Source organism: Sphingobacterium sp. Mn56C (genome assembly GCF_049319645.1).
GTDB lineage: Bacteria > Bacteroidota > Bacteroidia > Sphingobacteriales > Sphingobacteriaceae > Sphingobacterium.
Window position 1 is genome coordinate 1393081 of record NZ_JBMOUC010000001.1, and the last position, 26086, is coordinate 1419166.

The following is a 26086-nucleotide window of genomic DNA, read 5'->3' on the forward strand; positions in this document are numbered from 1 at the left end:
TTTATACCTCCTTTTCTTTGAGCTTAAGAAACGTGATGCCCCATACGACTACGGTTACGGAGATCGTTATTATATAAAGACTGTTCTGTAACACTTCGGAAATAGTTTTGTAACCCGCATAATCAACGATTACCGTATCGTCGTTTACAACATAATTATACAGCATCTTACATAAAAAGAATAGGGTGGAAAATAGTACAATACTAATCGCTGTTTTAACAAACTGATAATTTTTGAAGCTTATAGACCCGAGTAAAAACAGGGCATTCAGGAGGTATATCCATACGCCAACCTTAAGGAGATTGCTGTCTATGCCGGTCAGTGAGAAGTAGGATAATGCCTCTTGCGTAACCATTTTACCCAGCTGATGGTCCATGTAGAGTACTTCCTGCGGATAGCGGCTTTTGAGTATTGAGATAAAGGCAAAATCTACAGCGAAAAAAATCGCTAAATACACCGCTGTGCTAAACAGTACCGTAAAAAATAAAGCCGCTATCATTTTTTCGCTTTTCTTTGCTGGAATAAGAAGTTCAAAAATTGCTTTACCTTTACTTCCCATATGCATGAAGTAACTACTCCCCATAAGGGTCATAAACAGTAAACCGAGCAAAAAGAATAACATCATCCTAAAATCTAATGGCCGCGCGTATGACATATTATAGGCAATGGCATCTGAAATTCGCGCCATTTCAAAACTGTAAAATGTCACGATTATACCGACTAATACACCGGCGGTCATCAGATATACCATACCTACACTAAGCCACTGCCTTTGGATAAGCTTTACCACACGGGTTAAAGAAAAATTACTGTCCATTTGCTGTTGTTTTTAAAAGTTTTTGAATAGCAGATTTCTTCGCTAGCACGCCGTTAAATAGCAGTTCCAGGTCTACTTTAGAGTCTATTTTATGCGAGTTGGCATACATTCCGGTAAAACCACCCATGACCTGTTCGGTATAGATAGCATCGGCAGATGGGCTAATTGTTTTCTGAAATAATAGGGCATCTTCTATTTCATAAATAGGCGCAATTAAAGCTACTTGTTTTTCATCCAGGATAATGACTGCATCAATTAAGTGCTCCAAATCGCGAACCTGATGCGTGGAGATTATAATGCAGCTATCCGCGGACAGTGCTGAAGCCATAATTTTTCGAAATTGAGCCTTCGACGGAATGTCTAAGCCATTGGTAGGTTCGTCCATTAAAATAAAACGCGCCCGGGTCGCTAAACCAAAGGAAATTATAAACTTTTTCTTCTGCCCATAACTCATCTCTGAAAGATTCTGTTCCGTTGGAATTTGAAATTCAGTCATTAAGGTTTGAAAATAGGCATGATCGAAATTGGGGTAAAAGCCAGCATTAGCTTTTACAAAACGATTTGGTTTTACTGTGGGCAAGTGAAACTCCTCGGGAATAAAATTTATATCTTGCAATAAACTTACCTCCCGTTTAGCCGGATTAAACCCTAAGACAGTAACGGCACCTTGCTGTGGAAACACCAAGCCCGCCATATTTTTTAACAGTGTCGATTTACCAGCTCCGTTTTTTCCGAGCAAGCCGTATATATGTCCGGCCTTTAATTGCAGGGACATATCTTTAAATAAGGGACGCTTTTTATGGTAGCTAAAATTTAGGTTTTGAATAGTTATCATACTAGTGTACTATTTAATTAATACACTAATATAGGTAAGAAAATGTAAAATCAATAAAAAGTACCAAAAATAAAAAGCAACAAAGGCGTCCCTCCTTGGAACGCCTTTATTATAAGTACTATACATAAAATTTTATGGGCAGCTATATTTAGATAATTCCTGCCTTAATCAGCTCAATTTCCATTTCTTGCTGAAGCTTCAGGGCTTCCTCACGTGCTTTTTCGGCAAAATCCTTACCCGAAGAGGCATAGATAATGCCGCGTGTACTATTTACCAATAGTCCACATTCTTTACTCATTCCATATTGACACACCTCTTTCAGGGAGCCCCCCTGCGCACCAACCCCTGGTACCAACAGAAAGTGATCTGGAGCATGCTTTCTAATATTTGTGAAGGCCTCACCACGGGTAGCGCCAACGACATACATTATATTATCCTTTGTTCCCCAGGTATTCACCTTGTCGATAACCTCCTCAAAAAGTTGTTTATGTGCTGGATTACTAAAATTTTGAAAATCCTTACTTCCCGCATTGGACGTTAAAGCCAAAACAATAGCCCATTTCCCTTCAAATTCTAGAAAAGGTGTAATCGAATCTTTACCCATATAGGGTGCAACAGTTATGGAATCAAAGCTCATTCCCGATAGGGTTTGATCAAAGAAAGCCTGTGCATACATTTTAGAGGTATTGCCAATATCCCCACGTTTAGCATCGGCAATACTAAAACAATTCGCAGGAATAGCCTGCCAAGTTTTTTGCAATGATATCCAACCCTGTACGCCATAACTCTCGTAGAAGGCAATATTAGGCTTGTACGCCACACATAGGTCTGCTGTGGCTTCAATAATGGCTTTATTAAAGCTAAAGATAGGATCCTCCTCCTCCAGCAAATGTTCTGGAATTTTAGTGATATCGGTATCCAGTCCGACACACAGAAAGGATCTTTTACTTTTTATCTGCTCAATCAGTTCTTTTCTATTCATATGATTCTACTATTGGTCTAAGAGATTTTGTATAAAATCTACCACTTTTTTGGTCGAATAATCGGCCATACCCTCCTCCTTTGCGGCAATATTTCCTGCTTTATTTAAAATTACGGTTGTCGGAATACTACCGCCTAACCAATTTTTAGGAATGGTACTGCTCGGATAGACAATCGGTAGCTGTAACTTTTGACGCGCTAAAAATTTTTGTGTCCCACTGCTATCATTTTCAATTTCCACAAGAAGAAAAACAAGGTTGTCGTTTGCCTTAAACTTATTGTACAGCTGCTGTATAGAAGGCATCTCGGCACGGCATGGCCCACACCAGGTTGCCCAGAAGTTTATAAATACAACCTTTCCTTTTAGCTTTTCGGTATCGTAAAGCCGTTCCTGATCATCAACAAATACAGCTTTGTCCGTATTTATTGCGGTAATATCTACTTTATCCTCTCCCTGCCCTATGGCAGGAGCTTCCAACGCAGGTCGAAAGAATCCTATTTTCATAAGCTGCTGCTGCAAGAAAAGGCGCGATGTGGGCCATAACAGGATAAGTATAGCGACAACAAATAGTAGGTTGCTAATAATATTCTTCTTCTTTTTTCCTGGCGCACTCATCCCTAACCCTTAGCTATCAAATTTCTGTAATTGCTTTAATAGCGTCGCGAAATCTTTCGGATATTCGGCTTCAAAGGCATATTCTTTGCCATCAATTTTAAAGTTTACAGCTCTGGAATGCAGGGCGAAACGTTTCATAATAGGAAGCTCTTCTTCGTTTTTAGCCAGCGTAAAACCTCGCTTTTTTATCTGCGAAAGATATACGGGTTTCCCGCGGTACATGGCGTCGCCAACAATTGCAGCATGCTGTGTAGCCAGGTGAATACGAATCTGGTGCATACGCCCAGTAACAGGCTGACAGGCGACCAAAGTATAGTGCTTAAAATACTCCAATGTGTTGAATATTGTTTCTGCAGGTTTACCATTGGCGCGATCTATCGTCACATTTTTATTCCCTTGATTTAATATGGGTAAATCAACTTTCAAATCTTCAAAGGTATGCGTACCGCCAATTATAGCATGGTACAATTTATGGACACGACGTTTCTCGAATTCGATGGATACCATCCGGTAAGTCTCCGGGTTTTTGGCAATTAACAATACCCCCGAGGTATCCTTATCCAAACGATGGCAAACCTGCGCATCGGCATGATATTTCTTCGCTAAACGTAAGATATTTACCTCACCTCCACCTCGTTCATCTAAAGAGGCTACAAAAGGGGGTTTATTGATAACAATGAGATTATCGTCTTCATGAATAATCAAATCCGTGAATTTCGGGAATTTAAATAAGCGGGGTTCATTCTCAATCATAGTACAAAAGTAAGAAAACAATGCGACTTATAGCTATGCATATACGCTAAGCTACTTCCTTCGTAAATAAAGATTTTTACTTTTAGGGGAAAGCCCTACCTTTGTGCATCCTATTTTGCAAAAACAATATATAATTATGTCGGTAAATAAGATTATAAAACGCGTCACAACTACAGCGATTAAAGAGATGAAAGCGCGGGGTGAGAAAATCAGTATGTTGACGGGTTATGACTATACCATGGCTCGAGCCTTGGATGAGGGCGGTGTAGATGTTATTCTGGTTGGCGACTCGGCGGCAAATGTGGTCGCCGGATATGAAACGACTTTGCCGATTACCTTGGATAATATGATTTATCATGCTGCCTCGGTAAGCCGTGGTACACAACGTGCGCTGGTACTGGCGGACCTTCCTTTTGGTACCTATCAGGGGTCTACAGAACGAGCGTATGATGCCGCAGTACGTATGATGAAAGAAGCCAATGTTCACGCCATAAAACTGGAGGGTGGCGTCGAAATAATCGCAAATATCAAACAGATTATTCATGCCGGAATACCCGTTTGCGGGCACCTGGGGCTTACGCCACAGTCTATAAATCAGTTTGGCACCTTTGCTGTACGTGCCAAGGAGGAAGCTGAAGCGGCAAAACTTAAACAAGATGCATTAGCACTCCAGGAAGCGGGTTGTTTTGCTATTGTTTTAGAGAAAATTCCTGCTGCACTGGCCAAAGAAGTCAGCGAAAGTTTGCAGATCCCTACCATTGGTATTGGTGCAGGTAGCCATTGCGACGGTCAGGTTTTGGTTGTAAACGATATGCTGGGTTTAACCAAAGATTTCAAGCCTAAGTTTTTAAGGCAATACCTTAATCTTTTTGAGGATATCTCGAAAGCTACAGCGCAATATGTCGCTGATGTTAAATCGGCAGATTACCCCAATGCTAACGAACAATATTAACACCGCTTACAACATTGACAAAAATACTGGTAATTGCTGCACTCCTGGGTTTTCTGATCTTCTATATAGGAAGAAGGATGAACTTCGCCCCGACTAGGGCTCCGCATGGGGCAGCAGGCCCGAGTGCTGCTGTCATCCAATTGGATGTAAACAACCGTATTTTAAAACGTTTGCTGCAAAAAACCATCGCTACGGTAGGCATCGGCATAGTTATGCTGCTGCTTACTGTACTATTGGCAGCAAAATTTAAACTTCTCCTCATCTTGCTTCCTATAAGCTGTTATTTAATAGGGCAGTTTTTTTTACTTAATAACCATATTAAGGTTGTAAAAAAACAACGGATTAGCTATAACCCAAGCACCCAAGAGCTCACCGTAGAGCGCATGCAGGGGAAACAACTTGTCATACATCTTGTGCACGATGTGCAGCAGGTACGTGAGGTTCGTGCCGTACAGAAAAATAATGGCCTATTGTTGGGTTATTACGAACTGTATGCGGGAAAAAACCGCATAGTTATCCCTACAATTGTGGCTGAAAACCTACAAACAAAACCTTTTTTCGATAAATTGCAGTTTTTTGGAAGAGAAATTGAAACTAAATTGTTTCCTATCATTTAGAATAGTTTTTATAAATTTAGGCAAACCATTATTAGTGTACATTTTTATGCGAACCAAGTATTTTATAGGGAGTGTGTTAATACTCCATACCTTTTTATATTCTTGTACAGAAAACCGTCCTAAGGTTCAAGAAAGCCCTCAGGATATGGCGAAGCAAGATTCATTAGCACAACTCAAAAAAGTGGAAGAAGAGGAAAAGAAACGCCCCCTTACTGCTGCTGATATTAACCTTACTAAAGCACTTACGTTCGAAAAATATGCCTTGGAAGATCGGTATAAGTATAAAGATACTTTCCGGGTTTTCCAATGGGATAAAATTAAAGCGCAATTGGCCTTAATAGAAAACTTCCAAAGGGAGCATAATAACTATGCTGTAGTGGTAAATTATAAAAACAAAAACGGCGAAGCACCTACCATTGCTAACTTCAAAAGAAATGCTTACAAAAGAGTTTCCGATAGCTTGGGTACGGAGCGTTATCAGTCTGTACCGCTTTATAAAGTTGGTGAAACCAAATTACCTACAATTTATGGCCGCGATGGATCGCTCGTGAAAATACAGCGTAACGATACGCTCAAGATGGTTACCATTAAAGGTTTAACAAACTTTGAGGGGGAATGGGATATCCCCAAACGTTATGTAAAACCTATAGGCGATACGGCAAGCTTTAAACATGTTGTTGTTGTGGATGTGAAAAACCAGAATATTTGTGCCTTGGAACATGTCGACGGTGGTTGGAAGATAAGGAGTATGAACCCGGCTACGACTGGTAAGCATGCCCCACCCTATGCTATGGAAACACCCGTAGGCATTTACCTGCTGCAGGAACAAAAACCTAAAATGTTTTATTATAAGGATGGTACAACGGATATTGCGGGGTATGCCCCGTGGGCAAGTCGTTTTACCAATGGTGCTTATATACATGGTGTACCGACAAATTCGGTGAAAGCTCCAATTATTGAGTATAGCGCCACCTTGGGCACCATTCCACGTTCGCATATGTGTGTGCGTAATGCTTCCTCGCATGCCAAATTTGTTTACGATTGGATAAAGCCTAATCAGTCGTTGGTAATTGTAATAGATTAACTTTTACGCAACAATTAACATTTCTTAACACATTTCTAACGTATTGATAACGAACTTTGTATCTAGACAAAGAAATGTGCGCTTATGAGAAATTTAATTTTAGTTCTAGTTTTTACCTGTGCGATTGGAATTTATGGTATCTATAGTAAAACCGAACCTGCAGGTATAACAGAAACAAAATCTACCACAACGCCTGTAGCTCAAGCTCTCAGCATTAAGGACAGTACAGAGGCTCAAAAAGTTTATCATGCTATTAATTTAGAGGGAAAATTAAATTATGAGCCTTTTGAAATGGCCTATAACGGTTACTTACAATTGCCTATCCGTAATAAGGATATTATTACGGTAATTGATTTTTCCTTACCCTCGACCGACAAACGGATGTTTGTTATTGACTTAAAAAATAAAAAGCTATTGTTCAACAGCATTGTTTCGCATGGTAAAAATAGCGGCGAGAAATATGCTACCTCTTTCTCCAATAAGAACGGCTCGTACCAGAGTTCCTTAGGTTTTTTTGTTACTGAAAATACGTACCAAGGTGGCAATGGCTTTTCGCTGGTTTTAAATGGCTTGGAAAAGGGTATCAACGATCAGGCTAAACCTAGAGCTGTGGTTATTCATGGTGCTGACTATTGCAGCCAGTCTGTTATAAATGCCACTGGAAGATTGGGCCGTTCTTATGGCTGCCCTGCTCTGCCTCGTGAGCTGGCAAAACCCATTATCAATACGATAAAAGATGGCACTATGTTATTTATCTATGCACAGAATAAGACGTATTTCGCGACTTCAAGGGTGTTAAAAGCGAGCCAATCTATGTTGGCACAAAAAGATAATGACGATGAAAGTATACATCAGCAGGTGTATTAATACCGGGATGTTGTATCATATACACAAAAAATAAGTCTTTAGGTTAGAACTAAAGGCTTATTTTTTTGTGCTGTATGGTATAGGTTTGTATTTCTATAGTTTTTGTATAACTGGAAAAATTTCCCAAAAATAGCCTTTAAAGAATTGGTCTTAATTTTGATGTTGCCTTGCGTGCCCGTATCACTGGCCGTCTTTTTGGGCTTTGGGGTATTACCTTAAATGTGTGATGCAAAGCCATCGGTTTAGGTTTAGGTTAGGTTTAGGTTAGTTTAGTTTTAGGTTTAGGTTAGGTTTAGCCTTGTTGCTATTTGTTGTTGTTTGTTGTTGTTTACTGCACTTTTTATCTCTACTGAATTATCGTATCTTCGCAGCATGACTGTAGCTGAATTAAAGGACGAATTATTGGGTAAAACCTATCAAACGCCGATACATATTGGTCCGCATGCCGTGGTGGTTAGCGATGTGGAGAAATTTTTGCGTGTACAATTTTACGAATGCGACCACAAGGGTGCGGATGCAGAAAAAACTCCTGCCTATGAGCGTTTGATGAAGTTTTATGAGGCAACGCGTTAATTGGTCAACCTAGCGCGGCACTGTTATTCCTTAGCAACGCATGGAATCGCATATAAAAGCCTTCGGCGATCTTTTGCATCCATCGAACTATAGCGGTTAAATAAATCTAGATAGCGTGTTTTTGTGGGATCTAAACGATTAGCTCGATATAAATCGAAAGCTACATCCTGCTGCTTGGCATCCCAGTCCTTTATTTGTTTATAGGGCCAACTGGTAACATCTTTTCCTAAATATAAAGCCAGAAAGTCTAAGCCTTTAAATACATTCCGGCCATCGGCCGACGTTTCGGCATATAACCGCAACCCTATTTTATCCGCTACTTGAAGAACATCCAACATATGGCTCAGGTTATACTGCGAATAATGGTAGGCTAAAGTGCGCCATAGCTCGTGGGGTTGTTTACCATCGGGCTCGATTTGGGTATAAACACGTCGGGTCAAGAAATTCTGTAATATATCCACCGCTAAATTATGCTGTTCAGAAAATAGATAGTAGGTAAGCAGCTGCGCATCTAATGCGGTGGCATGGTTGTTTTTTGCGGCATCTTCTTTTTTACCTTGATCACTGGCTTTTATCCATTTGGTTAATTGTGTAAACCATGTTTTAAGTCCTGCGTCTAAGGCGTTATCATAATAGACGGAGGATTTCAGAAAAGAGATGCTATTTAACATATGAACAAAAGAATATGTATCTATAAGACCCTCAGGGCGCCCTTTGGAGCCGTTCATACCGGGGATAAACTGTGCATATTCCAGGTTCGGGTTCATCTTGGTATCGGCATTTATAAACCATGTTTTTAATAGTAAGGCTGCTTTTTCGGCATATGTTTCGTTTTCGCTAAAATAATAGGCTAAGGCCAAGGTATTTACCGCAGTAGCCATATTCCCTAGTCTGTTTCTATCGTAATTATTCAACTCCGGATTAGAAAGACCATCTTTATTTATATAGGGCAAACCATCTTGCGTGTCTGGATTGGGCCACCAGTAGCGACTGAGGCTCACATAATCGTGTACATCTCCCGAAGGTGCCAGGCTTTGCTTTTGGGTTACAGAATAGCTGGTTTTTGCTAGCGCTGCATCAGCTTGTGCAAGTAGCGCTTGATATGCCGCAGTATATGCCGGAGTATGCAGATTAGCCTTTACCTTAGCGAGGTCCTTGCTGTCCCATAACCACTGTGCCTTTAATGCAGTTACCGTGCTCAAGCATACGAAACATAAAAAAAAGAATTTTCTCATCATAGCTATAATTGTTGAAATATGGTTAGGTTTCCAAATATTGGTCTAAATTGCCTAACAATTAGGCAATAGGCCTTACAAAAAATACGACCGATAGTATGGCTATCGGTACGGACTGTCATTGCTCAAATGTAATAAATAATTGCACATAATTAGTAATAATAGGCAAAAAGCTACTGCTGCTGCTGCTGCTGCCAGGAATAATTTGATTTTGGGGTTTTCTTTACCGCAAAAATCAGAACAGCATTGGCAAATTGCGGCACCTAATCCCTGTTCGTCTATAAAGCGTCATAAATAGAGTTTATATTTTTTCTTATTAATTACTTTATTATCTATTATAGAGATTTTTCAACCGCTTTAACAGCCTTATTTTAGGCTATTTAAATTTCAGAAACATTTTTAAAGTAAATTTAACTCATCTGTACCCTTTCTTAGCTTTTTATGAACTGGTCCTGCTATTACACGAATCCCAAAACGGCATATACAACTCGCGAAAAAAGTTATTAAAATCGCATAAATACGCTATAATAACACATTTATGCGATTGGACCTTGCCATGGCCAGCAATTAAATACTCAGAAACCTAACACGCTTAGGATTAACCGTAAACAACTTGTAAGGGCTAGACTTGCCTTAGCTTAAAGCATAATTGATTGAAATAAATTGATAAAAATCACATTTCATGTAGTATACTTACTACAAAATAAGTTTTATACCATTAAATAGACTTAAAAAAAAGAAAGATGTATTACCTTTATTACTAATCTATCTATACTAATATTAATACTAAAATAATACAACTAATCTCATGCAAGAGGCAATAATTATATTAGGGTTTACTTTTTTAACAATTATTTGTTACCACTATGTTTTTCTTTATAAAAGAAAAAAATCTGAACACAAGTCATAGGTAAATTACATATTTTGTTAAGGCCGTTCATTTGAACGGCTTTTTCATTCAAATAGACCCGCCTTTACTACATATATTTCCCGTTTTATTACAAAACACTGTCATCCAACTTGTCAGGTACCGTCAGAATTCTTAATTTAATACTTAGTTACGCAAAGTAGCTATATACAATTTGAAATATAGGAGGACAACATTATGGAAAATATCAAGTTTGAAATTGCCAAAGCAAGTGCGGGACAATTAAAAATTGTAGAAAACATTTTAAATAATACTTCATTTATATCAACCTACAAGATAACACCCTACCTGAAGGGATATTTATTAAGCATCCAAGGTATAAATATACAGTGTACCACACTGCTCGCAGCAGTAGCACAGCAGGGTATTAATGCCGAACGCTTATATGAGGAGTAATTTGGAATTAAGCTCCAAAAATATAACCTTTGCAGCTTATTCAAAAATAAGCACATGAAACAGTTAAAAGAACGTATCCTACGTGATGGTAAAAGTTTAGATGGAGGGATATTAAAAGTCGATAGCTTTATTAATCATCAGATGGATCCTATCTTAATGAAGTCTATAGCTGTAGAATTTGTAAAGCGATTTGCCCACTTACCGATAACAAAAATTATAACCATAGAAGCTTCTGGTATTGCGCCTGCCATTATGGTGGGTTACTTATTGGAGGTCCCTGTTGTTTTTGTGAAAAAGGCTAAACCTAAAACCATGGAAAATATGGCCGTTGCACAGGTTTATTCCTTTACAAAGGACCGCACGTATGATGTGTGTGTTAGTAAAGAGTTCTTAAAAGAAAACGACAAGGCTCTTTTTATAGACGACTTCCTGGCCAATGGAAATGCTGCCTTGGGTGTTATGGACCTTGCCAAACAGGCTGGTGCCGAAATATTGGGCATGGGCTTCATTATCGAAAAAGCATTTCAAGATGGGGGTAAAATCCTGCGTCAACATAAGGATATTCAGATTGAGTCTTTAGCGCGCATTAAAGCCTTGGCTTTAGCTAAAGTTACCTTCGAAGACTAATATTTTAACGACCCCTCCCTAATTCATGGAAACCTAAGGAGGGGTTTCTAAAGATTAATTCCTGAAAGTTAAGAAATACAACAGACCTAATTTAAAAGGCACTCAATAAGGGGTCGGTAACGGCTACCTTAACGGCTTCAATTCTTCCCGCAAACTGGGCTCCATATGCCGGGTAGCCAATAATCTCGACACCATAATCGTACCAATAGCCTTGTTTAGATACATCGAAGGCTAGCTGCATTTGGCTGTTTTTCTTTACGGTAACTCTTTTGGCATAACCGCCATAACTAAGTGGTTTTATCCGTACCTGGAGGTCCTTAGCATCGCGATTTTCCAAGCTAAAGGTAAGTGTACCTGTAAACGCAGAATTTTGTACGGCATACTGACATTCCACATGCAGCATGGGCTGGTTTACATCGCCTTTAAAAGCTCTATAAAAGCCGTTAGGACCGTGAATAGCGAGGTCATATGTCTTACTTGCCGTGGCTGCAATTTCCCAACTATCGCAAATTGTATCCCCTGCCGCAACAGCATAATTCCGAATGGAGGAAGACGAATCCTCAGAAGAATAGCGGTAAACGGTAAATGGTGCTCCCAAAGCCCGATCCTTAAAGACCCGATTGCCCGCCTGAAACTGCAGTTCAAATTGCCCCTGAAAATTGCTGTTGCCATTTACCTGCAACTCATAGTTGAGCTGACAAGAATTACGTTGCCCAGGTTCCTGTTTTGCCGATATTGGATGCGGTATACCCTTGGCCTGCCATTTCCGTATTGCTGCAAGAGAAATTTGCGAATATCCACGGGGCACATCTTTAAATTTTGCATTAAATATGCCTTCCATAAATGGAATTTTGTCAACCGCATCAGGCAGCGGATTGGGTAGCCCTTGAAAAGTTCGAAACGCCGATGTCAAGTCGCCACAGATCGTCCTTCGCCAGGAGCTGATGTTGGTTTCATAAATATTTCTTTTTGTTTTGTGCTGTATAAAGGTTTCTAGGAATTGCAAATTGGAGGTATGGTCAAAAATTTCGGAATTTACCCATCCTCCCCTAGTCCAGGGAGAAGCGATAATAAGCGGTACACGAAAGCCTAATCCAATACTACTCGACCGCGCCTCTTCGGCCCGGTATTGCTGCTCTTTAGTAACATACTCCGCATCGATATCTATACCTGCAGATACCTTTCCATTGCCGGAAGTATTAACCTTGGCAGGAAGCTCCATCTCTGCACATGGAGCTGGTATGGTAAAGGGAGGTACATGATCAAAATAGCCATCATTTTCATCATAGGTAAGGATAAATATTGTTTTTTTCCATACCTCCGGGTTTTGAGTAAGAATGTTCAACACCTCCGCAACATACCAGGCTCCATACCAAGGCGAATCAGGGTGGTCAGAAAACTGTTGTGCAGGCACGATCCACGATACTAGAGGAAGGTTTCCATCGTCTACATCCTTCCGAAACTGATACAAGACATCAGCCTTAGGAATATCCAGTTTTCGCTCTACCCCATTTTCGGCATACACCAGGTCGGTTAACGCCCGATAATCTTTTTGCGCACTATTAGTAACAAAAGCCCTGCGGTGGATATCTTTTGTTATAGGGTCAAATTTATTGAAATTCTCCTCCGAATAGGTGTCCAGCTCCTGCTCGAGGGTTTCAATTTCTTGCAGCAGCTTATTGTACAATTCCTGATTTCTAATGACCAGGAGCTCCTGCTTACGCTTGTCCACACGTTTATTTAAAATTTCACGATAGCGTGCGCTATACTTCACCTTAAACTGCGGAAAATATTCCATAGAATTACAGCCGAAGTTACCCAACCAACGGTCAACATCCTCCTGATATCCATCCGTACAAGAAGATATTTCATTTTGGTAAATCTTCCAATCCAGCCCCAGCTGGCTTAGCCTTTCCGGAAAAGTCTTCCAGTCGGCATTACCCGAAAACTCTACATCTCTATTCCAGAGCAAAGCTTTTTCATGGGCTTCAGCGCGAATTTTTCCGGTCCAAAAAAAGAGTCTGTTTGGATTTGTTCCCGTTAGGGAGGAGCAAAAATGCTGATCACAAATGGTAAAAGCATCTGCCAGGGCATAATAAAAGGGAATATCAGCCCGCGTATAATACCCCAATGTTAAGGGTAAATGCGCAACATCCTTATTCTCAGATTTTTTAACATTCAGCCAATTATCCATCCAACCTTGATTCAAGGCATCCACCTGGTCGCTCCATCCATGGGGTAAACAGCCCATCCAAGTGGCATTCGATTCTTTAATGTTTAGCCGAAAAGGGGAATAAATTTCACCTGTATGCTGCTGCTGATACCAGACCGGAATTTTATTGCGTTGCAACACCGCCCTAGGATCATTAAACCCACGTACACCATTTAAAGTTCCAAAGCTATGGTCAAAAGACCGGTTTTCCTGCATCAAAAAAACCACATGTTCGGCATCCAAAAACGTACTTCCGACTGTTGGATCTATTTGTATAGCTTTAGCAATAGCCTCCGGAATCAGGGTCGACAGCGTCAGTCCGCCACTCCATAAAGCAGCTTTTTTTAAAAAATCTCTTCTAGAATCCATAATGTATGAGTTGCCTAAAGATGGTTATTTTTTTTTGTTTCAACCTATCCTAAAGACTCAAAAAACACCTAATTCTGATCATTATCTAAATTACTGCCGCACCACACCAAAACAGGCTTACCCTTTAAACAACTGCTGTGGAGCTTGTGGGGCTCCTTCTGCGCAACTGTATTAGCGCTATACCACAGGCTAAAGAAATACCCAGAAAAAGCAGGTCAATGCTTACCAGATCCCAGGCAGCGTTTTGCATCCCCTTCCATAACCATAACCCCGACATTAAACCATTTACCAGAGGCACCAAAAATGCGAACAGCATACTTAGCAGCAGCATCCAGCGCAGAATAGATTCCAAGTTTTTTAACAACATAAAAAATAAGATAATCAGCATCCAGCTGTAGAAATATAAACCATACAATATATCCTGATTGGTTTGCGGAAGCACTTTAACCATGATAAATGAAAATGCAGTAACCGGCAACATGCCCATACAAACGGCCAACATCAACTTACAAGCCCAGTAATTAAAGCGTCGTTTTGCAGGTGCAATACCTGGTTTATCCCGCCCAATAAGCCATATTAATAGCCCAGAAATAATTACCATACAGCCCATCATGCCCAAAACAAACATGGTAAAATGCAAGGCTCTTCCGCCAAAATCACCAAAATGTATACGGTAGATTAGCGCCTTAACCCCATCCACATAGTCGATATCCGACAATGGCGATTTTACCTCTGTAACTGTATTGTCGGCCACATTGATTTTTACAAAACCCGACCCGGCAAAGTTAGCGCCTGCCAGCGGTTGTGCTTCCATGCCAATCTCCATGCCGCGGTCCTGAAAATTCCGAATATAGACACGACTAATACGACTACCGCGCCAAGTATGCTGCCATTTGCCCACTATCGCATTTAAATCTATATTTTGAGGCAAGGCCGTGTAAAGATACTCGGCATCGAGGGTATAACTATAACGCAACTGCTCATTGTACAGGTTTACATCATCCTCATAGAATAGTTTAGTAAAAGGTTTCTGTAACGTAATATTAGCGATTAACCCTATTCCAGTTAACGCAAACCAAAATTGAAATGGAAATCCTACGACGCCTAAGGCGGTGTGCATATCGGTCCATACCGTTTTCCATTTACTAAAGGGACGAAAAATAAAAAAGTTGCTTTTTATTTTATCCCAATGCAGGAAAACACCGGTAATTAAGGCAAAAAGAAATACAAATGCCACCATGCCGGCAAGCATATACCCAAAAGGGAGCCCCCAGTTTAGGGGTACCTTATTTAAGGGCGCCAGAAAGTGCAGCCGATATAAAAACTCGCCCAAGTCATATGCCTTTGCATAGGTTGTTGGCATTTTATCCTTGAAATAGTACAAAAAATAAGCCGCATCTTTTGCTGTATAGCCCTCCTTTAAGGCTAGCGTATCCGCTAACAGCAGCGTATCTTTGGACGCCGACATGCTGACATATGTGCCTAGGTTATGGCGCAGCAGGAAGAAGTCAAAGTCTCTACCCTGTAGGTTATACAAGGCACCCATGGAGTCCAACAGCGTATTAAAGTCGGGCTCTACCGGCTCGGCAATGGCCGACTTACCTCTTTGCCAGGCACCGATATCATCCCGGAAAAATGAAAATGCACCCGCAAAGAAAACTACAAATAGCAGCATAGCGATGCATATACCACTCACGGCATGGGTATTAAAATAGATATTATATCTCCGCTTATCCATGAAAACCTATTGCTACAACATAATAAATACCTGAAAACAGAACACTTAACCCCAGGTACAACAAGACCAAGAAACCTAAACTTTTGGCGGTATACGCCCATAACAACAAAAAAACCCACATCAAATAACCGGTTAGATACGCGGTAATGACAAAGGCATTCGCTGGAAAAAAAAGACTCAAACAGAGGTGCACACTCAGCATCAGCACATAGCCCCCCAATACCCCTACCAGCAGCCTCGCCAACCGTAACCAAGGAGATTTTATTAAGTATTTTTTATTAGCCGGCATAAGGGAACACCGTAAGTTCAAAACCTATAGCCACGATAAATAACAGCATAATTTTTGTCATGGTAAGGTATCGAAAAGGGAATAATAGCAGCAGCGCGCTAGCGACAGTTAGGTACAATAGTAAGGCCGTAAACAGTCCCGCAGTAAGGCCAAAGCATTTTATACTTCCCCCTGAGGCAAGGAAAAACATCAGCAAAGCCAGCAGCCGACTAAGAAATGGCTGCTGACTTAAGGTATTTTTTCCAGGGAATGTTGGGCAGCTATTGGCACGCTTGGAGGTATTCATCCAAAGCGTAAAACTTAAAAAAGAGCAAAAAACAAGGCTACAAAACATACAAACAAGTTTATTAATCCGTTTAGCGTATTGCTATGCTGGCCGATACCGTATGCCAGGTTTCGTCGAAGGGTTTGTCGCCCCAGAGGCCGGTAGCTTCGACGCGACGGCTGTATTCCAACACATATGTACCTTTATTTTTTGCAGTAAAAGAAAGGTTGCCTTCAGCATCCGTTTGCATTTTTTTCACCCAACCGTCAGGAGCCATAATTGTGACCTCCTGATTGGCACAAGGATACGTGTTCTTAAGCAGTGAAACATGCAGCTCCTGTCCTTCCTTAACAGCACTGCTGCCCGTAATCTGCAACCCGTAAATATCCAGTGGCGCCAGGGTATTTACCTTGGTACCTACCTGTACCCCGACAAAAGCATTAAATTGATAACGCGACTTCTCGTATAAATCGCGCGCAATATGTTGGGTAAATAACAGGTAGGTCCCTGTTTCTTGCGGCGTAAAAAACCCTTCCAGATGGGTACCCATATCTTTCAAGGGCACCTTTACTGTAGATTGATCAGGCTGTATCAGCTGAAGTTCAAGCTGCGCCAAGTCGGCATACCAATCGTTGGTTTTCTCAAGCTCGCCTTCCTCATACTCCCCATAAAAAACCTTCACCAGCTGCGCTTTGCCCTTAACACCAGTAGCTGTCGTTTCCAACCACACGGCATGCGCAGAAGCTGATCCTGCTGCTACACACTGCAGCAATAGCAGTAGCATAATATGTATTCTCTTCATTTTCTAAGCGTTTAATTTCCATAAAGCGCTAGCCCCCACACCCTACGCCCCTAAACCCTTAAGTCCTTAAGCCCCTAAGCCCTTAATATGCCGTAAAGTGCGGTAAGGCAGCCCGTTGCAGAGCTAAAATATTAGTCTGCGATAATATTAAATCCATTTAAGCGGCCACTTTCCTTAAGACGAAAAGTTTCCTTTATTTTTCCCGTTGTAGGGTTATACTGTTTTACGCCAAAGAAGTTCTCTTTTGTGTTATTCGATAAGAAGTAAATCTCGCCATTATGGAAAAATGGATTTGACGTACCATAGAAGCTATCGGCAGGAATATCCAATCGTTTTGCCACTTTCGTTTGTGTATCAATTTCCGACCAGTACCACACATCATTTCTATACCCTACCCCATGCTCGCCACCACCATAGTAGGATACCGCACGTGAAGGAATAGTGGTATAAATTTTATTGTTATAAACAAACAACCTGTTAAACTCGGCTTTGAACTGATAGTCTTTTATATCGATAGAAAAAGAAGGATCGAAGGTCGTTTCATCTTTTTTAATACGTAAAATCTTCGACGAATAGTTAATATCCTGCACTTTCATATCCCCTACGGCAACAAAGTATAAATCCTGCGTAACTTCATCTATACCCCATAAAACATGGTCGATAAATACACCAAGGTGTGTTGTACCCGCAAAGGTGGTAACGCCAGCAATTTCATTTTTTGTTAAGTCGTATACCGCAATTGCCACTTCCTTTTTATCCGGTGTTACCTGCCAGTTACCCTTCTCTAAAGTGCCCAATAAAAGATCGACATACAGCTTATCGCCGCGTTTAGCAAGGATCAGCTGCCCCGCCGACTCGTTGGGTAAACCCTTTGAAAGCGAGCTAAAGTCAATTTCTCCGGTACGCTCCATGCTTGTAGGGTTAAACTTTTGCACCTTTAATCCGCCGCGCACATCATCCCAATAATACCCCTCTGTAGGGCTTACTACCAGGTAGTTGCTCACATACTTGGAAGATAGCGACGGTAAAAATTTATCCTCCACAACTTTCCCTGAAGCATCCAGGTTCATCTTCAGAATACCCTGAGCATTGCTGCTGCTGTTTACCTTGTACAAACTATGGCCCAATGTTCTACCACCCAGAGAGCTATTCACCTGCAAAAATGGAAGCCCAGTTAAATTAATCTCACGCGCCTTATTGCTTTTTAACGCATAGATACCACCGCTCCAATTTGCATTGGCATTATAGATAATCCAGGTTTCATTGGCTGGAATATCGCCATCAACAATAACCTCAGGAGCATCGTTGTTTTTACTGCATGCAGTCAAAAATGCGGCTGCAGAAACACCTAAAATTAAGGAGCGAAAAAAACTTCTTCTTTTCATGTAATTCGAATATAGTATAATTAAAAAAATTGATAAACGATTTTAAAGTGTAGTGATCTACCGGGTTTCTGGATGTTGAAATTGTCATACAGACGTACGTTGCTCAGGTTACGGCCCTCCAACGACAAGGCTATCTTGGAGTCTGGAAACTGATAATAGAGACCCAGCTGATGTGAAAACTGCCCCAGCCTACCATCGTTAGGAATTACCAGGGACGACTGAAACTGCTCGACCTTCCCGAATAAGGGAGGCTCCTGACTGGCAGGGATGGCATATAAAAAGAAACGGTGGGTATAATGGCCATTCCAGCGCACATCCAAACGGTCACTTTTCGTAACAACATCCTTAAAATTCTTCTGCAACCATACGTTGCCAAAAAGAAAGGGGATATTGGGTAAACGTGAGCCTTCCAGGTTACGGAACATCAGCTCTTGAATATTAATACGCCGTAGATCCTGATAGGTAGCGTTAAAACCTATATCGAACCAGTTGTAGGGCCTATACTCGGCCTCGAATTCCAGCCCTTTAACCTTCGCTTCCTCATAGTTGATGTAGCGATTAAAGGGAATATCTAACTGCAGGAAAATAATATCCTTAACCTTTCTATAGAATAAGGAGGAGGATAACCGCAGGTAATGGTTATCGCCGTCGTAAGTATATTGCCCATTCAGATTTATATTATGGCTTTTTTCGGGCTGCAGCGCCATATTTTCCTTAGTCATAATATTATCGCCAAACAGCTCAGCTTCCTCCGGCAAACGGTTGGCATACTCATAGGATAATTTCACCAGAAAGTCGGTATTACTCCAGCGCAAGCCAGCCAAATAGCCCAGCTGCTGCTTCGCTGTCGATGTACGCCAGCCTAAACTAAAATTATCCGTAGTATATCCGTTGCTATGCATGGAATAATGCTTTACACCCAGCATGCTCTCCAGCTGCCTGTTGAACCATAAAGACCGTAAGCCCAAGCCAACAATATGCTTTCTATAGGTAGCAGGCTCCGTGAGCACATCGATTTTATCCAGCGCAGATATCGCGCCCATAGGATCACTGCCCTTACGCTGCTGCTGATAATAAAAGGCACTCAGATCCAAGGCATGCTGTGGATTTAGCTGATAACTGGTAGCCAGCCTGGACGATAGAAAATGATAGTCTATATGTTGGAAATTACCGAGGTTAATCTCTCCCGCCTGCAGGTTACGGCCTATTATATGTCCATCCCAACCGTAACGCTGCGTTGCCGTATCTATGAAGGAAGTTTTAAAGTAGCTGTAGCTACTCATAAAATTAACCCGCAGGCGGTCTTCAAAAAAAGATTTTCGATAAGCCAGATGGCTGGTATAATTGCGTTCCTTAGAAAAGGCCTCGCCATATACCTTATTCATAATGCCGTCGTGCTGAATTTCCTTATAAAAAGCCGATTGTATTAAACTGAGGCGCAGATCGTCGACCCAGCTACGCTGCTGCAGTCCTGCAAACACCTCCGCATAATGGCTGCGCACTGCATCGTGAAAACGCCTTAAATCCTTATATTCAGCCTTTCCACTCTCCGCAGCATAGACAGGTACATGCACCTTATAGTTATTTTTCGAGTAGTTAAAAGAACTATTGGTTCCTGCATACCACTTTTTATTGTCGGCCAGCCAAAGCCCATAAAGGGTAGCCCGATGGGTAGCAAAGGATGCTGCTTCATAGGAAGCCTCCAATGTATTTTTATACGCCTGTCTTGAAATTAGGTTTATACCGCCGCCCAACGCGTCGGAAGCAATCTGCATCGGCAGTGCTCCCTTGTATATTTCTACCCGCTCTAGCATATTTAATGGAATAGTGCCTAAATTAAATCCGTGCCCATACAATTCTATCGGAATGCCATCCTTAAATATGCGCACGGCTTTTCCCTGCAAGCCGGCTAAGTTAATCTGTACCACAGAACCAATATTACCATCGGTACGTAGTTTTACACCGGAAGCACGGTTTATCACCTCCGCCACATCGCCCCCCTTGTTATAGTCCTGTTTCAGATCAATCACCTCCACCGCAAACGGACTTAAGTTTAACTGCTCCTTGACCGATTTCGATAGCACTTCTACCTCCTGAATAGCTTGCATAGCCTGCGGCTGCGCAACGACAAGATTAAAGGCGTTATGTAGACCACAGTCTACGCGAATGCTGGTATCCAATAAAACGTTATGGCGATAGGTTAACTGCAAGTGGTACGCGCCGGAAGATAAATCGGTACGCAAGAAACCTTCTGCATTGCTACTGCCCAGGTTCTGCTTATTCGTCAGAATAATACTGATATCTGCCAGGCCGACTGACGCCTTATCTAATACCCGAAAAGTAACCGGACAGCCATATACTCCGACCGTAAACCATGTAAATAGAAAAAGTAATAGCGTTTTACTCACTGTATATTTTATTTATACTAATTATAAATTAGATTTGTAGCGACAAAAGTAGCCGAAAGCGCTTTTGGCTTTTTATGAATATGGAAGTATTAATTATGAATTTGGAAGTAATATAATGGGCTATCAACTTTTTGGTACCGATCTTGGCGATTTTCTGGTTGATTCTCCAGAAGCTGAAAAAACGCTTTTTCGAACGCCTAAGGGCGATATAACCTTTGAGGAGCAACAATTGAATCACGGCCTTTCTATTATACAGGCCAAATATAGCATGCAAGAGGATTTAAATATTTTCGGCAAAGGCGATGCTTCCTTGTTAGAGATTCAGTTTAACCTATCGCATCAAGATATTCATTTCCATAGCCAGGGAAAATCTCAAATTACTAAAGCTTTCTCTGGAAATATTGCTTTCCTCGCCCCCGAGGAAAATCAAGCCGCCATTGATTTCCGTAAAAACAACGCTTACCACACATTTGATGTGCATATTCCCTGCAGTATCTTGCAAAAATATGCCGGGGAATCCAAGGCCTTGGATGGCTTTCTGGCGCATATCGAAGCTAACCGTAGTAGTAAGTTAAGCCCCCATGGACTGGCCACAAATACCAGCCTGTTGCAGTGTATACAAGCCATTAAACAGTGTAATTTTGAAGGCCTTAGTCGTCGCATTTACCTGGAATCCAAGGTTTATGAGCTGATAGCTTTACTGTTTGAGGGCTCGAACCAGGCAAGAGAAATTAAACTTAGCCAAGCAGATATTGAACGTATGCATAGGGCTGCTTTCCATATACAGGAAAATCTGGATCAGCCTATTACCATATTAGAACTAGCTAAATTAGTGGGCGTTAATCAGACTAAATTAAAGGATGGCTTTAAACAGATTTTTGGACAGACGGTCTTTAACTACCTCCAGGAACTGCGCATGGGTAAAGCTAAAGAATACTTGCTGCATACGAACCTTTCTATTCAAGAAATTGCACACCTGCTGGGCTATCAAAGTATGTCCAACTTTTCAGCGGCCTTTAAAAAAGTGCAGCAGGTATCTCCTCTTCAATTGCGTAACCGGAAATAACAGATAACCATCCTTACTTAACATAATATTTTAATCACTTAACCATACGCAAATTCAAGCCGATATACGATTCAATAAAACCTTTTATTCTGTATCTTGTATACCTAGTATTCAATTGCATATAGATCAGGAATATGGAAGAAATAAAACACGCACCGCAGCGCCCCAGCCGGAGTAACACGAACAGCATGGAAAGCCATTCTACCAACGAGAAAAGCCAGCCAACCTTATTTTATAAGGTTGATATCGTTGTTATCGGTGCTGGCCAAGCCGGCTTGTCGGCAGCCTATTACCTTAAGCGTTATGGTATTGAACCCGGCAAAGGTTTTGTGGTATTAGACGACGAGTCTGGCGCAGGTGGCGCATGGCAGCACCGGTGGGACTCCCTGACCTTAACTAATGTGAATGGTATAAACGACCTTCCGGGATTATCTTTTGCGGATGCAGTAGATCAGACGGATAAAGCCATTCGAGCAAATGTAGCTCTTCCACAATACTATGCCGCCTACGAAAAACAGTATAAACTTCCGATTATACGCCCCGTAAAAGTAACGAAGGTCGAAGAAAAAAACGGCCGGTTTTTAGTTCATACCAATGCCGTACAGTTCAGTGCCCGAGGGATTATCAATGCCACAGGCACCTGGAAAACGCCCAACCTGCCGAAATACCCTGGATGGGATACTTTCCAAGGGATACAGCTCCATACCCAGCAGTATAAAAATGCAGCCGCATTTGTCGGTAAGCATGTGTTAATTGTTGGTGCAGGCATATCGGCCATACAGTTGCTTGGCGAAATTTCGAAGGTTACACAAACAACCTGGGTAAGCCGCAGACCACCTGAATTTAAAGCATACAGCTTTACAGCAGAACTCGGTCGAGCCTCTGTGGCCATGGTCGACCAGCGTGTGCGCGATGGCCTGCCTCCAAATTCCGTGGTTTCGGTAACGGGCCTTCCACGGACGCCAGCGATTGAGGAGATGTTAAAATCCGGTGTCTTAGCACGCCAACCGATGTTCGACGAGATTACTCCTACAGGGGTGCGATGGGCCAATGGCCATTATCTGGATGTAGATGTCATATTGTGGAATACGGGTTTCCAACATACTTTAGATCATTTGGCCCCATTGGGCTTAATACATGCGAAAGGCGGTATACAGATGTCGGGGCGCTTAGCCACGCAGGTGGCCGCAGACCCACGCATACATTTAACGGGTTATGGTCCATCGGCATCTACAATTGGGGCTAATAGAGCGGGTAGAGCCGCCGCCAAGGAGCTTATTGATTTTCTTAAGCTAGGCCAATAGGCTAAAAGGGACTTCCCCTACTCGGGTATTTTCGTTAGCACTGCCAGCCTTTTCAATCGTCTTACTTAATATAATATTTTAATCACAACTATACTTAAGCAGTATATATACGAAACGAAGTTTAAAGTCAAGTTTTTTGACGTTTAAAGGATAATAGAACAGGTATAGAATATCGAAATTTGTTAGCCAGTACTATACAATTTATTCGTATGACGAAATTTAAATCCCTCCTTGTATTTTTATTCCTAGCCATAGGAATAGGCGCAGAAGCAGCACATGCGCAACCAGCACCAAAAGCAGGAACCATGCAAACGGTTTTTGAAAATAAGGAACGGCAGCTGACCGGTGTCGCTGTTTCGGCCACCGGCCGCATCTTCACCAATTATCCCCGCTGGGCGGGGCCATATCAAAATGCTTTAGAGGAGGTTACCTCCCTTCATCAGTCTAAACCGTTTCCCGATAAAACCTGGAATAGCTGGAATGGCAGCGGCGATAAAATGGCCCATTTCCTGTGCGTGCAGGCTGTTGTAATCGATCAAGAAGATTTTATGTGGGTGGTTGATGCCGGTGCTACAGGCACTTTACCGCAAACCGATAAAGGACAAAAGCTGGTGCAGATAGATCTTAAAACAAATACGGTGCTGCGGGTATACCCGCTTGCAGCTGCCACTGACGGAGGTAGCTACGCTAACGACGCTCGTATCGACAGCAAAAACCAGCTGGCTTATATAACCAACTCCAACCAAGGTGGTATTATTATAGTAGATCTGAAATCGGGAGATGTGCGGCAGGTACTAAACCATCGCCGGGTGACCCTCGCCGATACCAGCTACCAGATGCAGCGCCATAATAAACCCTTGCTACAGCATGGCAAGCCCTTTCGGGTACATTCGGATGGTATTGCCTTAAGTCCGGATGGTAAATTCTTATTTTTTAAAGCCCTTACCGACGATAGACTGTTTAAAGTTGCGACTGCCGATCTTAACCATACGGCGCTGTCTGACGATGAATTGGAGGCTAGGGTTCTATGCCTTGGGAATTTTACGACAACGGATGGTTTGGGCATGGACAATCTGGGGAATCTGTATCTGGGGGATTTGGAAAAACGACAACTGATCTGCCTCAGCCCCGACCTGAAGGTGCGGGTCATCGTACCGCCAGATGAGGCGCTTGCCTGGCCCGATAGCTATCATTTTACCGCTGATGGCTGGTTATATATAAGCTGCTCCCGTATTGATGAACAGCCCCAATTTCATAACGGTAAAAATCAACGCCAGGGGCCTTATAAAATTGTGCGTATTAAGTTATACTAGACCTGGAAATATAGGTATTTACGGGATACAGGGAATCGGTATAAAGATTCCCTGTATTGCTCTAGTACTAGTAATAGTGCGTTACCTTATATTCCCTACATTAAAATATCATTTACGGGTTGTATAGGTTTCGGCACATCCGTCTCCCCTAACATCTCTAACAGGTCGATCTCGATAGTTCGGCAGATTGATAGCATGGGAATATCCGTGCCAAGGCCCTCAAAGGGGTTCTCCGAATAGTCGCCTATCAGTTCCATTAAAACATAAATCCAACCCACCATTGTCGCAAAAGGAATCATTAACCATACCCCCATATCGCCGATCTTCGCAAACTCGGCAACAATACCCAAGGGCAGCAAAAAGATAAAAATACAGTTGAATATAAAACTTAGGTTGGCATACTGCCGGGGTAGCGGGAATTTTTTAATCCGCTCCGCCTTCCCTTGATGTTCATAAAATTCGGCCAGCAGCTTTTGCATCTCCAGCTGTCGCCGCATATGTATTAGCTCCGCTCCTTCCAAGCGAGCTAGATCCTGCGCCTGCAAGTGAATCAACTGTGTCGCTTTATTGGTAACCGCCGAAAGACGCTTGGCATCGCTAAAATAATTGGCCTCCTGCTGGGGATTTAAATACGCTACAAATTGACCGATACCATCCTGCTCTTTACGGCGTAAGGCAATTTTACTGAAATGTTTACTTAAGCTTACATGCTCCCATTGTGTCGGTACCAGTAGCTGCTCGCGTAGGGTATAGAGCCAGCCAATATGCCGATATACTAATCGCTTTTTCTCCTCTTCAAGCTCTATTTTGGTATACTCCGTATTTTCGCTATTCCGTATATACGCATCGACTGCTATCCCCCAACTGCGGCTGCTGTTTACAATACCGCCCCATATTTTTCGAGCCTCCCATACCCTGTCGTATGACTGGTTATTCTTAAATCCTAAGTAAAAGGCTAAGGCGGTACCGACCAACGACACGGGTAACCATGGTATTGAAATCCAGTGCCAGTCGCATACCTTATACAATAGGGCGACCAACAACATATATCCGAATAGGTATATAATATGCTGCCCTGCAAACTGAATAATAGTTTTAAGTTTTAAATTTTTTCTAACAATCATGGCGTAAAATGGTATATGTTAAAACCCGGCCTTAAAGATTCGAAAAAAAATCTATATGTTTAATGTATAGCTAATTTTTTTTATAGTTCAGGACCTAACACCGAGTCGACCTTCCCAAAAACCGTAATTTTATCTCCCACTATTTGCTTGTGCTGTAGAATTTAGAATTTCCTCTTCAGATCTGCCGTTTATAAATTAGCACGATCTACGCCGAATAAACGGCTCCTATTTTAGGCTAGCGCAGGGTATTACAAGGCTATATCGGCACTGGACAATGCCCTTTCTGATTTCGTAGGGAGGACTTGTGGATTGCGAAAAGCGTTGTTTATTTGGCTTCCAGGGTCTACTCATTTCAAGGGAGGATCGATAAGGGACTTTAATATCATTTTAGGGTCATAGCTTTGTTAAAAGACGTTAAAAGGTTTATGGCCATAAACGAAAGGCACGGCAATTGCGTTCTTTAAGTACATTCATAATTTAGGTTAATAATTGGTTAATTTAAAAACGCCTAAGGTTCCCCACCTTAGGCG

Annotated in this window: 24 protein-coding genes; 10 read left to right on the forward strand and 14 right to left on the reverse strand. The window is 41.8% G+C overall.

Going from position 1 to position 26086, the window contains the following annotated elements; all coding sequences use genetic code 11:
* Window position 1: 1 nt before the first annotated feature.
* The 5 genes from ACL9RF_RS05885 to ACL9RF_RS05905 all read right to left on the reverse strand — a co-directional run bounded on the left by ACL9RF_RS05885 (window position 2) and on the right by ACL9RF_RS05905 (window position 4002).
* Window positions 2-817 (reverse strand): hypothetical protein, encoded by an 816-nt coding sequence (locus ACL9RF_RS05885; RefSeq protein ID WP_422799670.1) that lies wholly within the window; start codon window positions 815-817, stop codon window positions 2-4.
* On the reverse strand, window positions 807-1652 hold the full coding sequence (locus tag ACL9RF_RS05890) for an ATP-binding cassette domain-containing protein (protein WP_422799671.1): 846 nt from the start codon (window positions 1650-1652) through the stop codon (window positions 807-809). The genes ACL9RF_RS05885 and ACL9RF_RS05890 overlap by 11 nt, the downstream gene beginning before the upstream one ends.
* A 148-nt stretch (window positions 1653-1800) precedes the next feature.
* On the reverse strand, window positions 1801-2634 hold the full coding sequence (gene pyrF / locus ACL9RF_RS05895; protein ID WP_422799672.1) for an orotidine-5'-phosphate decarboxylase: 834 nt from the start codon (window positions 2632-2634) through the stop codon (window positions 1801-1803).
* 9 nt (window positions 2635-2643) lie between these two features.
* Complete coding sequence (locus ACL9RF_RS05900) at window positions 2644-3249, reverse strand: redoxin family protein (RefSeq protein ID WP_422799673.1); 606 nt, start codon at window positions 3247-3249, stop codon at window positions 2644-2646.
* A 9-nt stretch (window positions 3250-3258) separates the two neighbouring features.
* Window positions 3259-4002 (reverse strand): RluA family pseudouridine synthase, encoded by a 744-nt coding sequence (locus tag ACL9RF_RS05905; protein ID WP_422799674.1) that lies wholly within the window; start codon window positions 4000-4002, stop codon window positions 3259-3261.
* Window positions 4003-4138: 136 nt separating this feature from the next.
* On the opposite strand from ACL9RF_RS05905, the gene panB reads away from it, so the two are divergent.
* From panB to ACL9RF_RS05930, 5 genes are all read left to right on the forward strand, one after another.
* A complete protein-coding gene (panB, locus tag ACL9RF_RS05910) occupies window positions 4139-4954 on the forward strand; it encodes a 3-methyl-2-oxobutanoate hydroxymethyltransferase (RefSeq protein ID WP_422799675.1) in 816 nt (271 codons plus the stop codon).
* A gap of 14 nt (window positions 4955-4968) precedes the next feature.
* Window positions 4969-5571, forward strand: a complete 603-nt coding sequence (locus ACL9RF_RS05915; RefSeq protein WP_422799676.1) for a hypothetical protein — start codon at window positions 4969-4971, stop codon at window positions 5569-5571.
* A 46-nt stretch (window positions 5572-5617) separates the two neighbouring features.
* Window positions 5618-6655, forward strand: a complete 1038-nt coding sequence (locus ACL9RF_RS05920) for a L,D-transpeptidase (RefSeq protein ID WP_422799677.1) — start codon at window positions 5618-5620, stop codon at window positions 6653-6655.
* A gap of 84 nt (window positions 6656-6739) precedes the next feature.
* Window positions 6740-7522, forward strand: coding sequence for a murein L,D-transpeptidase catalytic domain family protein (locus ACL9RF_RS05925; protein WP_422799678.1), 783 nt, complete (start codon window positions 6740-6742; stop codon window positions 7520-7522).
* A 372-nt stretch (window positions 7523-7894) separates the two neighbouring features.
* Window positions 7895-8095, forward strand: a complete 201-nt coding sequence (locus ACL9RF_RS05930) for a DUF6965 family protein (RefSeq protein WP_422799679.1) — start codon at window positions 7895-7897, stop codon at window positions 8093-8095.
* A gap of 23 nt (window positions 8096-8118) precedes the next feature.
* Here ACL9RF_RS05930 and ACL9RF_RS05935 read toward each other — a convergent pair whose 3' ends face one another.
* Entirely contained in the window at window positions 8119-9333 is a 1215-nt protein-coding gene (locus ACL9RF_RS05935) for an alginate lyase family protein (protein ID WP_422799680.1), read from the reverse strand.
* 1102 nt (window positions 9334-10435) lie between these two features.
* Between ACL9RF_RS05935 and ACL9RF_RS05940 the strand changes: the two genes are divergently transcribed.
* Together ACL9RF_RS05940 and xpt are read left to right on the forward strand one after the other, a co-directional pair.
* Window positions 10436-10654 carry a hypothetical protein gene (locus tag ACL9RF_RS05940; RefSeq protein ID WP_422799681.1) on the forward strand — a complete coding sequence of 73 codons (219 nt, stop codon included), beginning with the start codon at window positions 10436-10438 and terminating at the stop codon, window positions 10652-10654.
* 54 nt (window positions 10655-10708) lie between these two features.
* Window positions 10709-11281 carry a xanthine phosphoribosyltransferase gene (gene xpt, locus ACL9RF_RS05945; RefSeq protein WP_422799682.1) on the forward strand — a complete coding sequence of 191 codons (573 nt, stop codon included), beginning with the start codon at window positions 10709-10711 and terminating at the stop codon, window positions 11279-11281.
* A gap of 91 nt (window positions 11282-11372) precedes the next feature.
* Here xpt and ACL9RF_RS05950 read toward each other — a convergent pair whose 3' ends face one another.
* From ACL9RF_RS05950 to ACL9RF_RS05980, 7 genes are all read right to left on the reverse strand, one after another.
* Entirely contained in the window at window positions 11373-13862 is a 2490-nt protein-coding gene (locus ACL9RF_RS05950; RefSeq protein WP_422799683.1) for a phosphocholine-specific phospholipase C, read from the reverse strand.
* Between the two features lie 124 nt (window positions 13863-13986).
* Window positions 13987-15600, reverse strand: a complete 1614-nt coding sequence (locus ACL9RF_RS05955) for a PepSY-associated TM helix domain-containing protein (RefSeq protein WP_422799684.1) — start codon at window positions 15598-15600, stop codon at window positions 13987-13989.
* The gene (locus tag ACL9RF_RS05960) at window positions 15593-15889 is read right to left on the reverse strand and encodes a hypothetical protein (RefSeq protein ID WP_422799685.1); all 297 of its coding nucleotides are present in this window, start codon (window positions 15887-15889) and stop codon (window positions 15593-15595) included. The genes ACL9RF_RS05955 and ACL9RF_RS05960 overlap by 8 nt, the downstream gene beginning before the upstream one ends.
* The gene (locus tag ACL9RF_RS05965; protein WP_422799686.1) at window positions 15879-16175 is read right to left on the reverse strand and encodes a hypothetical protein; all 297 of its coding nucleotides are present in this window, start codon (window positions 16173-16175) and stop codon (window positions 15879-15881) included. The genes ACL9RF_RS05960 and ACL9RF_RS05965 overlap by 11 nt, the downstream gene beginning before the upstream one ends.
* Window positions 16176-16245: 70 nt before the next feature.
* Window positions 16246-16956 (reverse strand): DUF4198 domain-containing protein, encoded by a 711-nt coding sequence (locus ACL9RF_RS05970; protein ID WP_422799687.1) that lies wholly within the window; start codon window positions 16954-16956, stop codon window positions 16246-16248.
* Between the two features lie 131 nt (window positions 16957-17087).
* Window positions 17088-18341: a hypothetical protein gene (locus tag ACL9RF_RS05975; RefSeq protein WP_422799688.1), complete on the reverse strand. Its 1254-nt coding sequence runs from the start codon at window positions 18339-18341 to the stop codon at window positions 17088-17090.
* Window positions 18342-18361: 20 nt separating this feature from the next.
* Window positions 18362-20749 carry a TonB-dependent receptor plug domain-containing protein gene (locus ACL9RF_RS05980; RefSeq protein ID WP_422799689.1) on the reverse strand — a complete coding sequence of 796 codons (2388 nt, stop codon included), beginning with the start codon at window positions 20747-20749 and terminating at the stop codon, window positions 18362-18364.
* A gap of 115 nt (window positions 20750-20864) precedes the next feature.
* Here ACL9RF_RS05980 and ACL9RF_RS05985 point away from each other — a divergent pair, with 115 nt between their 5' ends.
* From ACL9RF_RS05985 to ACL9RF_RS05995, 3 genes are all read left to right on the forward strand, one after another.
* Window positions 20865-21815 carry a helix-turn-helix domain-containing protein gene (locus ACL9RF_RS05985; RefSeq protein WP_422799690.1) on the forward strand — a complete coding sequence of 317 codons (951 nt, stop codon included), beginning with the start codon at window positions 20865-20867 and terminating at the stop codon, window positions 21813-21815.
* 134 nt (window positions 21816-21949) lie between these two features.
* Entirely contained in the window at window positions 21950-23119 is a 1170-nt protein-coding gene (locus ACL9RF_RS05990; protein ID WP_422799691.1) for an NAD(P)-binding domain-containing protein, read from the forward strand.
* 209 nt (window positions 23120-23328) lie between these two features.
* Window positions 23329-24432: an L-dopachrome tautomerase-related protein gene (locus ACL9RF_RS05995; protein WP_422799692.1), complete on the forward strand. Its 1104-nt coding sequence runs from the start codon at window positions 23329-23331 to the stop codon at window positions 24430-24432.
* A gap of 95 nt (window positions 24433-24527) precedes the next feature.
* Here ACL9RF_RS05995 and ACL9RF_RS06000 read toward each other — a convergent pair whose 3' ends face one another.
* Entirely contained in the window at window positions 24528-25556 is a 1029-nt protein-coding gene (locus ACL9RF_RS06000; RefSeq protein ID WP_422799693.1) for a bestrophin family protein, read from the reverse strand.
* Between the last annotated feature and the right edge of the window lie 530 nt (window positions 25557-26086).

Bases quoted from the DNA above. Each gene is read 5' to 3' on its own strand.
- ACL9RF_RS05885 (WP_422799670.1), bottom strand. From the start codon at position 817: ATGGACAGTAATTTTTCTTTAACCCGTGTGGTAAAGCTTATCCAAAGG.
- ACL9RF_RS05890 (WP_422799671.1), bottom strand. From the start codon at position 1,652: ATGATAACTATTCAAAACCTAAATTTTAGCTACCATAAAAAGCGTCCC.
- pyrF (WP_422799672.1), bottom strand. From the start codon at position 2,634: ATGAATAGAAAAGAACTGATTGAGCAGATAAAAAGTAAAAGATCCTTT.
- ACL9RF_RS05900 (WP_422799673.1), bottom strand. From the start codon at position 3,249: ATGAGTGCGCCAGGAAAAAAGAAGAAGAATATTATTAGCAACCTACTA.
- ACL9RF_RS05905 (WP_422799674.1), bottom strand. From the start codon at position 4,002: ATGATTGAGAATGAACCCCGCTTATTTAAATTCCCGAAATTCACGGAT.
- panB (WP_422799675.1), top strand. From the start codon at position 4,139: ATGTCGGTAAATAAGATTATAAAACGCGTCACAACTACAGCGATTAAA.
- ACL9RF_RS05920 (WP_422799677.1), top strand. From the start codon at position 5,618: ATGCGAACCAAGTATTTTATAGGGAGTGTGTTAATACTCCATACCTTT.
- ACL9RF_RS05925 (WP_422799678.1), top strand. From the start codon at position 6,740: ATGAGAAATTTAATTTTAGTTCTAGTTTTTACCTGTGCGATTGGAATT.
- ACL9RF_RS05930 (WP_422799679.1), top strand. From the start codon at position 7,895: ATGACTGTAGCTGAATTAAAGGACGAATTATTGGGTAAAACCTATCAA.
- ACL9RF_RS05935 (WP_422799680.1), bottom strand. From the start codon at position 9,333: ATGATGAGAAAATTCTTTTTTTTATGTTTCGTATGCTTGAGCACGGTA.
- ACL9RF_RS05940 (WP_422799681.1), top strand. From the start codon at position 10,436: ATGGAAAATATCAAGTTTGAAATTGCCAAAGCAAGTGCGGGACAATTA.
- xpt (WP_422799682.1), top strand. From the start codon at position 10,709: ATGAAACAGTTAAAAGAACGTATCCTACGTGATGGTAAAAGTTTAGAT.
- ACL9RF_RS05950 (WP_422799683.1), bottom strand. From the start codon at position 13,862: ATGGATTCTAGAAGAGATTTTTTAAAAAAAGCTGCTTTATGGAGTGGC.
- ACL9RF_RS05955 (WP_422799684.1), bottom strand. From the start codon at position 15,600: ATGGATAAGCGGAGATATAATATCTATTTTAATACCCATGCCGTGAGT.
- ACL9RF_RS05960 (WP_422799685.1), bottom strand. From the start codon at position 15,889: ATGCCGGCTAATAAAAAATACTTAATAAAATCTCCTTGGTTACGGTTG.
- ACL9RF_RS05965 (WP_422799686.1), bottom strand. From the start codon at position 16,175: ATGAATACCTCCAAGCGTGCCAATAGCTGCCCAACATTCCCTGGAAAA.
- ACL9RF_RS05970 (WP_422799687.1), bottom strand. From the start codon at position 16,956: ATGAAGAGAATACATATTATGCTACTGCTATTGCTGCAGTGTGTAGCA.
- ACL9RF_RS05975 (WP_422799688.1), bottom strand. From the start codon at position 18,341: ATGAAAAGAAGAAGTTTTTTTCGCTCCTTAATTTTAGGTGTTTCTGCA.
- ACL9RF_RS05985 (WP_422799690.1), top strand. From the start codon at position 20,865: ATGGGCTATCAACTTTTTGGTACCGATCTTGGCGATTTTCTGGTTGAT.
- ACL9RF_RS05990 (WP_422799691.1), top strand. From the start codon at position 21,950: ATGGAAGAAATAAAACACGCACCGCAGCGCCCCAGCCGGAGTAACACG.
- ACL9RF_RS05995 (WP_422799692.1), top strand. From the start codon at position 23,329: ATGACGAAATTTAAATCCCTCCTTGTATTTTTATTCCTAGCCATAGGA.
- ACL9RF_RS06000 (WP_422799693.1), bottom strand. From the start codon at position 25,556: ATGATTGTTAGAAAAAATTTAAAACTTAAAACTATTATTCAGTTTGCA.